The organism is Mycobacterium sp. (assembly GCF_052144515.1).
GTDB lineage: Bacteria > Actinomycetota > Actinomycetes > Mycobacteriales > Mycobacteriaceae > Mycobacterium.
Genome location: NZ_JBKQQD010000037.1, coordinates 1 through 6,565 on the forward strand (window position 1 = coordinate 1; position 6,565 = coordinate 6,565).

Below are 6,565 nucleotides of genomic sequence, written 5' to 3' on the forward strand. Positions count from 1 at the left end.
CGCCCGCTGACCCCCGAGGCTCCCTCCCTCACGGCCTATCCTTAGAGAACCCTGGAAAGGCTGGGGCCTGGGATCGGCGGAGGGTCGGGTGACGGCCATAGCAGCGTGCCGGACGTGCGGCACTGAGCCTCTGGAGAACGGCCGGTTTTGTCACGGCTGTGGTGCGCCAGTCCAAGACGGCGCTACCCGGGCGGAGTACAAGCAGGTCACGGTTCTCTTCGCCGACGTGGTCCACTCGATGTACATCGCGTCCGCCGTCGGGGCAGTGCGGCTGGACTGCTCGTAGCGCTGGTTGAAGACCGTGCGGTCTGGACGCGTGCACCTCGCCCAGAGTCGCGTTCGCCAAACGCTGCCGCGACGCTTACTCGGCGGCGGTCCGCTTTAAGAAACTACGCCTCAGGACTGGTTACAGCCGTTCCGCTTAGATAGGTGTTTGTTCCCACTCGTTGGTAAAGCTGGACAACTCCCGCTTCGGCTTCATGTCGGGCGACATAGTTGCCGAACTCGGCGATTTGGCTGGCGGGTGCTCGTGTGGCGATGGAGCGTGCGGGTGTCGGGATTCCTTTGCCCCGTATCTGGTAGCTGACCACGCCGTGCTGCGATTCGACGTTGAGCATCAGCGCGTCGGCCCGACTTTCGAACTGCAGGGTGCGGAACCGCCCGCCCACCGGGATTTCCGCGATGCGAACCAGCAGTGTCTGCTGCATCTGCAGGGCCGCGTTCGACCGCGGCTCATCGGCTCCCAGCTTCAGGGCCACGGCTGTAGCAGCCCCGGTGTCAAAGAACGTCAGCTGCAGTCGCCCAGCGCGATTCGCCGTACTCAGCGCCAACAGGGACTCACCCTTAACGGCGCTTACCTGATCGTTCGGCTGCAGCCCCGAGATCGCGATACCCCAGTGCCGGACGTAGTCGAGCCCCTCGATAGGCGGATCGACGTTCCATGTCGGATTGAAGTCATTCCCGACGCCGCTGCCCCAGACCGACCCCAGCTGCACGCAATGGGTTGCCTGCCAGATTTCCCGGGCGATAGCAGCTTGTGACCCTGGCTCTATCTGCGGCGTTGCCGGTGGCGGGGGAATAGTCATCCAGCGCGCGCCCACCGTGGACAGCAGCAGCAGTTGACATGGGTAGGGGGCGGCTTGGAAGGCCGGGTTGACGTCTTGATCCTGGAAGGCGACCTTAATGAAGCCGCCATGCCAGGGCTGAGGGTACGCCGTCTGCACGTGTGGGGAATATTGATTGTCTGGATCTTCTTGCACGAAGGCGCCGGCGAACTTGGCGGGAATGGTGTGCCCCGGCGGCGGGGTTCCAAAATTGACGACCGCGTCCGTCTCGTAACTCGGCGCACCGCAGGGATTCTGGTCCGTCCAATCGAAGCCGTGGTCGAGCGCCGTCGACAACCGCCCCTGGGTCACTTCCGCAACCGTGAAAGTCCCGCCCAGCACGAGTGCGTTGTCTGTCGCGCCGACCGCGGTCAGAGCCATGCCACCGAGCACGTCGGCGATGCTGCTGAGGTCGTATACTGCCGTGTATTCGGTATCCGAAACCTTCGTGAACTGTTTCGGCAGCTCCTTGCTCAGATCCAGAAACTTGAGCGGCATCGACGAGTTGAGCGCCCCCAGCACCCCGAAGAAGCTCAAAGCGGGGCCCACCGCCAGGCCGCCCCAGTACACGCCCCACCCAGCGTTGCCGAAATTGGCCGCGAGCCACGGCCAAATCACCGGCAAGCCAAATGCCCCTTCAAGGGCGCACAACACGTCGTCCCCCAAGTTGGTGTGAAGATCGAGGTTAAACGTGAGGCGCAGCTTGTTGATATCCGGAACCGAGAGGGTGGCGGATAAGTCGACGGTGAACCCTAGATCGACCCCCGGACAGGCATCCTTGTAACGCGCCGACAGGGAGCCACCCAGTACCGGTATCGACAATGCACCGAAGATCGGCAGCGGCTCCCACCAGATGGCTGGCTCTGCTACATCGGTCAGGTTTTGGTTGTTATGCAGATCATCGGACAACAACTGCTGTACCGGCCCGGTCAGCAGGTCGGAGGGGATCAGCGCAGCCCATTGCCGGTCTTCGAGCACATTCTGCATCTGGCCTTGGAAGAAGTTGTTCCAGGTTTGCGGGTTCGGCCTTTCGTATTCAAATCGCAATGCCACAAATGATTCGTCCTGCGAAAGCGTCATACCGGCGTTGAGGAAGCGCGGCATCTGCACCAGACCGCCGGTCCCCAGGGCCGAGGACAGGTCGATCGGGATCTGCAGCGCATTCACGGCGTCCTGAAGCTTCTGCTGCTGCGCAGGGGGCAGGCCCGGAATCGTCTGCAGCTCAGGCGCGATAGAAAGCGAGCCATCGAAGTCTGCCCAGGCATCCAGCACGAAGCTGACCGGGAGCGGAAACGACTGTGTCGCCGGTTCGTTGAAGTTCGCCTCGCGCAGCTGCGTCACGGTGGAATAGGACACGCTCACCTCGAGCAGGAACTGCGGCCGCCGCTTCACCACCATCAGCTGCGTGGGCCCCACCGTCACGTGGGGCGTTGATCCCAGATAGTCCAGCAGGTTGGTCAGGCGGCCGGGGTCTTCCAGCGATGGGGTCAGTATTGCGTTCTCGAAATCGAAGCCGGTGATGTACGCGGGTCCCTGCGCCGGGTCGATGGTGACCGGATCGGTGATCACCGGGATGTTCTTGGCGATCGTCGACTTAAGATAGCCCTTCAACGTCTCGATCTCGATCTGGAAATCCAACGGCATAAATGCCCCCTGATTCCGTGCAAAGAAGGAACATTGCAGTACCCGTCCCAAGTCTGGGCCTACACTACAGCCACGCTGGGGGCTGGAGCCTGGTTCTAATTGGTCTTGTGAATCTGGCGGATTGGGCGGAATCGGTCCCGGAGTTGGTGTAAAAGCCCCGGTGTGGGTTCCGCTCAGGACTTATGACGGCGATCGTTGCAACAGCTGGCCATCAACCAACCTAAGCGCGGATAGCGGCCAACGGCTGCAGGAAACTGGCGCGGCACGGAGCCGTTCCCTCCGACGTGTCAGGGCTGAATGCCGGCGAGATACGGATCGACTTTGAAGGCCAGGATTCCACTGTTCGGGTCATACACATAGTCGACTTGCAACAGCCAGCCGATGGTTTCGTCTGACCCAGTGAAGGCGACCTTCTTTGAGTCAGTGCCGAGCGGGAAGGTCTGCGCGGGCACCGAGATGCCGTTCACGTCACCGCCATTCGTTTGGCATGTGCCGGAGATCGCGACGGTGACCGTTTTGACCGCCCCGGTCGGTCGGGGAAGCGTGACCGAACCTGCAGCCGTGGGCGGGTTCGGCGAAACTGTCACCGTCTTGGCCAGGCTCGTATTCCAATCTGGTGTGACCTTCCAAATCACCTGCGTGACATCGATCCGCAGGGTTTCCAACCAGGCCGGCACCGGGCCTGCGCGCAAGTCGATGGCCCAGGTTGGGTCGACCAGGGTGATCGAAAAAGCCGCATCGTTGTAGGCCGGCCCATCGTGTACAAGGCCGTTCGGATTGGTAGCACCGACCTGAGGCGAGTACGCGAAAGGATTGCCGGTCGTGCCAACGTGTTGGCCGTTCAACAGAACATCGGCCGACACTGCTGCGCCGGTGTCGGCGTCGACCGCGTGGACAGTGACCATCGAGGTCGTGCCGCGCGGAACGGTACTGGGTGTCACCGTCACCTTCAGATTGCCGCGCGTGACCACTGCACCCTTGCCTTCGGGGTTGCTTGATTGGTCGCACAGCTTTTGGATGACGAACACCGAGTCGTTTTCAGCGAGGGGTGCGCCCGTGACGGGGACGACACCCTGGGTGGCATAGATGTCGATGCTTGCCGGTCGCAATTCATTGTTGACGAGTAGATAGAGTCGCGCTCCGGGCAGCACGCCGGTCACCTTGATCCACGCCGCCTGGGGGCGTACCGGCGTTACGATCGTGGGGACGGGAATTGGCTGCGGCAGTGGTTTGACGTCTGCGTCCGGCGAGGTCCCATTCGCGTTGCAGCCATGCTGGCGCACCTGAACCTTGTGGCCACCGGCCAGCGGGAACCACGGCGTCAGCAACATGCTCGCCGTGGTGACGGCGACCGGGTCCGACAGTGGCGTGCCCGCCGCGGCATCAAAAGCCTGGACAAGCGAGGAGGGATGAGCGCCAGTAATCGGGATGCCTCGACTGCAGTCGAACAGGGGCTCCACGATCTTGGGCGCGCCGAACGGTCCAGCGACCGGCGCGACGCTGACGAGCGCAACCGGGCTCACCCCCCCACAGCGTTGCTGACTCAGCGCGATCTTGACGGGGCCGTTTGGATCGGTCAGTTTCAAGTCGGTCGGCAAATCCACTGGTTGCGTTTCGTATTCGATGCCGAGGTCTCCCAGATCGGTCTCGCTAAAGCCGTTTGTCTGCTGAACGCGTCGCTTGACGTGCAGGATGCCGCCAGGGGCGAGACCCGAGACGCTCAGTCGAAGGGCCTGCGGACAGACGTCCTGCGAAGCGGTCGGGGCTATCGGCGTTTCCGCCGGCGCAACTGGCAGCGTGACGGGTTGGCCCGCGCGCTTGCAACGGGGCATTTCCTGTGTGGCGACTGCGGTGCCTTTGCGCAGCGGGGGCCCTCCATAGCAGTTGAAGGCCGTGAGGGGATTGATCCAGCCCTCGGACTGGCCTTCGTTTGTGATCGTCGTTATTGCGCCCGGCACGGCCTGCTGGAAGTGGCGCTCGGTATCGCATTGGACGAGCGGCCCCAGGACCGGTGGTGGCAGAAGGTCGCCCGGGGTGGTGAATTGCGGGATGTTCGGGCTGGTCACAGTGTTGCTGACGCGCTGCGCGCCGCCGACCACCGCCTCTTGATGGATCTGGGCTTGGGTGTTGGCGGTGATCGGCTTCGTGCGGTCGATGCCGAGCGTTGACAGGGTCAGGCCCGGCACACTCGAGCCGAAGGGCTGGCCACCGATCATGGTCACGACCGTCGCGCCGGGCACGAGCCCGCTGGCCCAAATATCCGTCATGCAGGTATTGAGCGCTGAGACGATGACGGGCACTGGTAGGGGATTGGGCAAGTCGACCACGATGATCGGTTGCGACGATGGTTCGCTCGTGCCATCCGCCGTTTTCTGCACGGCGGTTATCGCGTGGCCGACCACCGGTGGCGTAGTGACGGGAACGAGCAGTTCGCCCGGGTTGGTGGCGGTCGCCTGGCCGATCGGGTTGCCGTTGTCGAGGATGGTTGCTTCTGCGGTGAGAAGCACCCCCGTCACTCGCACATTCGGGCTAAGCGGAGTAACCGGACCGTAAACTGTCAGCGGCATAGGCTTCGCCATCGCGTCCTCCCAAAGTATCCTTCGCCATTCGCATCCAACACTGTTCGTCGCGTATCCACGGCAGAATTGGCGACTTTCAGCCCCCGCAGTACCAAATGACGACAATTCTGACCACAACGGTGACGACAGTGGTGCCCTTCGTCCACCACCTCGGGGCATTGAGTTGGTGCCCGCGCCATGCGCGGACAGGCACACGGCATCCCGAAATGGAGCGCAAGACGACATACGAGAGTCTCGAAAGTCAGTCGCAATTCCTGCCTAGCTTGGTTGCCCCGTGAGCGGCTCTAGTCGAGATCCGCACCGCCGCTGAACCTTCCAGCGCCGAGCAATGCGTGTTGAGCGGCGGCCCGTACACCGTCCGGTCGGAGGTGCGGCATGTCCGGGTGGTGTGTCCGCCGCCGCCGTGCCGAGGCAGGCCACATGCCCAACACAAGGACTTGGTTCGGTCCGAGAGGGTGTCCGTTCGCCAGCGCGTTGTGGACCTCCTCGCCGGCGGCGCCGTGGGGCGAGGAGCTTCATCTCGCTGCGCGCCAGGCCGCCTGCACAAGCCTCGATCCACTGCTCAAGAATGCCGTCTCGAAAAAGACCACAAATGAGACACCACCTCTGCCGGGTGTTGGCGCCGTAATTCGCCAGGCCGGAGTGTCTCGAAAGTCCGTCTCAGAAATATGTGACTCATTAATGGCGTTGCCCCTATTTATGAGGCGCAGCGATTTGGCCACAGAGAGCACCGGCACCCGGATCGGGTACACCAGGGTCTCCACGGTCTCACAGACTCTCGATCAGCAGAACAGTGCACTGACCGCCGCTGGGGTGAGCAAGGTGTTCTCCGACACCATGTCTGGTGCACGCGATGACCGCCCAGGACTTGCTGCTCTCGTGGGCTATGTCCGTGAGGGCGACACCGTGGTGGTGTGGAAGCTGGACCGGCTAGGCCGCAACATGCTCCATATCTTGCAAACGGTCAAGGAACTGACCGACCAGGGCATCACCCTGGTATCGACCACCGACGGCATCGACTCCTCGACCGCTGCGGGCCGGATGATGATCGGCGTCCTGGGTTCCCTGGCCGAGTACGAACGCGAGCTGATCAAGGAGCGCACCGCGCTTAAACGGGCGGCCTCGCGGGCAAACGGCACCACATTCGGGCGGCCCCGCAAGGTCTGCGACGCCGAGCACATCGCCACCGCGAAGCGGATGAAGGCCAACGGCCACACCGCCAAGGACATCGCCAAATAC

At 62.9% G+C, this 6,565-nt stretch carries 3 protein-coding genes and 1 pseudogene; 2 read left to right on the top strand and 2 right to left on the bottom strand.

Features of this window, described 5'->3' with window-relative positions:
• Positions 1 to 88: 88 nt before the first annotated feature.
• A pseudogene (locus ACLP9N_RS01875) lies at positions 89 to 274 on the top strand (adenylate/guanylate cyclase domain-containing protein); the annotation flags it as partial.
• A gap of 115 nt (positions 275 to 389) precedes the next feature.
• Here ACLP9N_RS01875 and ACLP9N_RS01880 read toward each other — a convergent pair.
• Both ACLP9N_RS01880 and ACLP9N_RS01885 read right to left on the bottom strand, forming a co-directional pair.
• Positions 390 to 2,747 (bottom strand): hypothetical protein, encoded by a 2,358-nt coding sequence (locus ACLP9N_RS01880; protein ID WP_442405810.1) that lies wholly within the window; start codon positions 2,745 to 2,747, stop codon positions 390 to 392.
• A gap of 287 nt (positions 2,748 to 3,034) precedes the next feature.
• Complete coding sequence (locus tag ACLP9N_RS01885) at positions 3,035 to 5,263, bottom strand: hypothetical protein (protein ID WP_442405811.1); 2,229 nt, start codon at positions 5,261 to 5,263, stop codon at positions 3,035 to 3,037.
• 777 nt (positions 5,264 to 6,040) lie between these two features.
• Between ACLP9N_RS01885 and ACLP9N_RS01890 the strand changes: the two genes are divergently transcribed.
• The coding region (locus tag ACLP9N_RS01890) for a recombinase family protein (RefSeq protein ID WP_442405812.1) at positions 6,041 to 6,565 on the top strand (525 nt) is incomplete at its 3' end.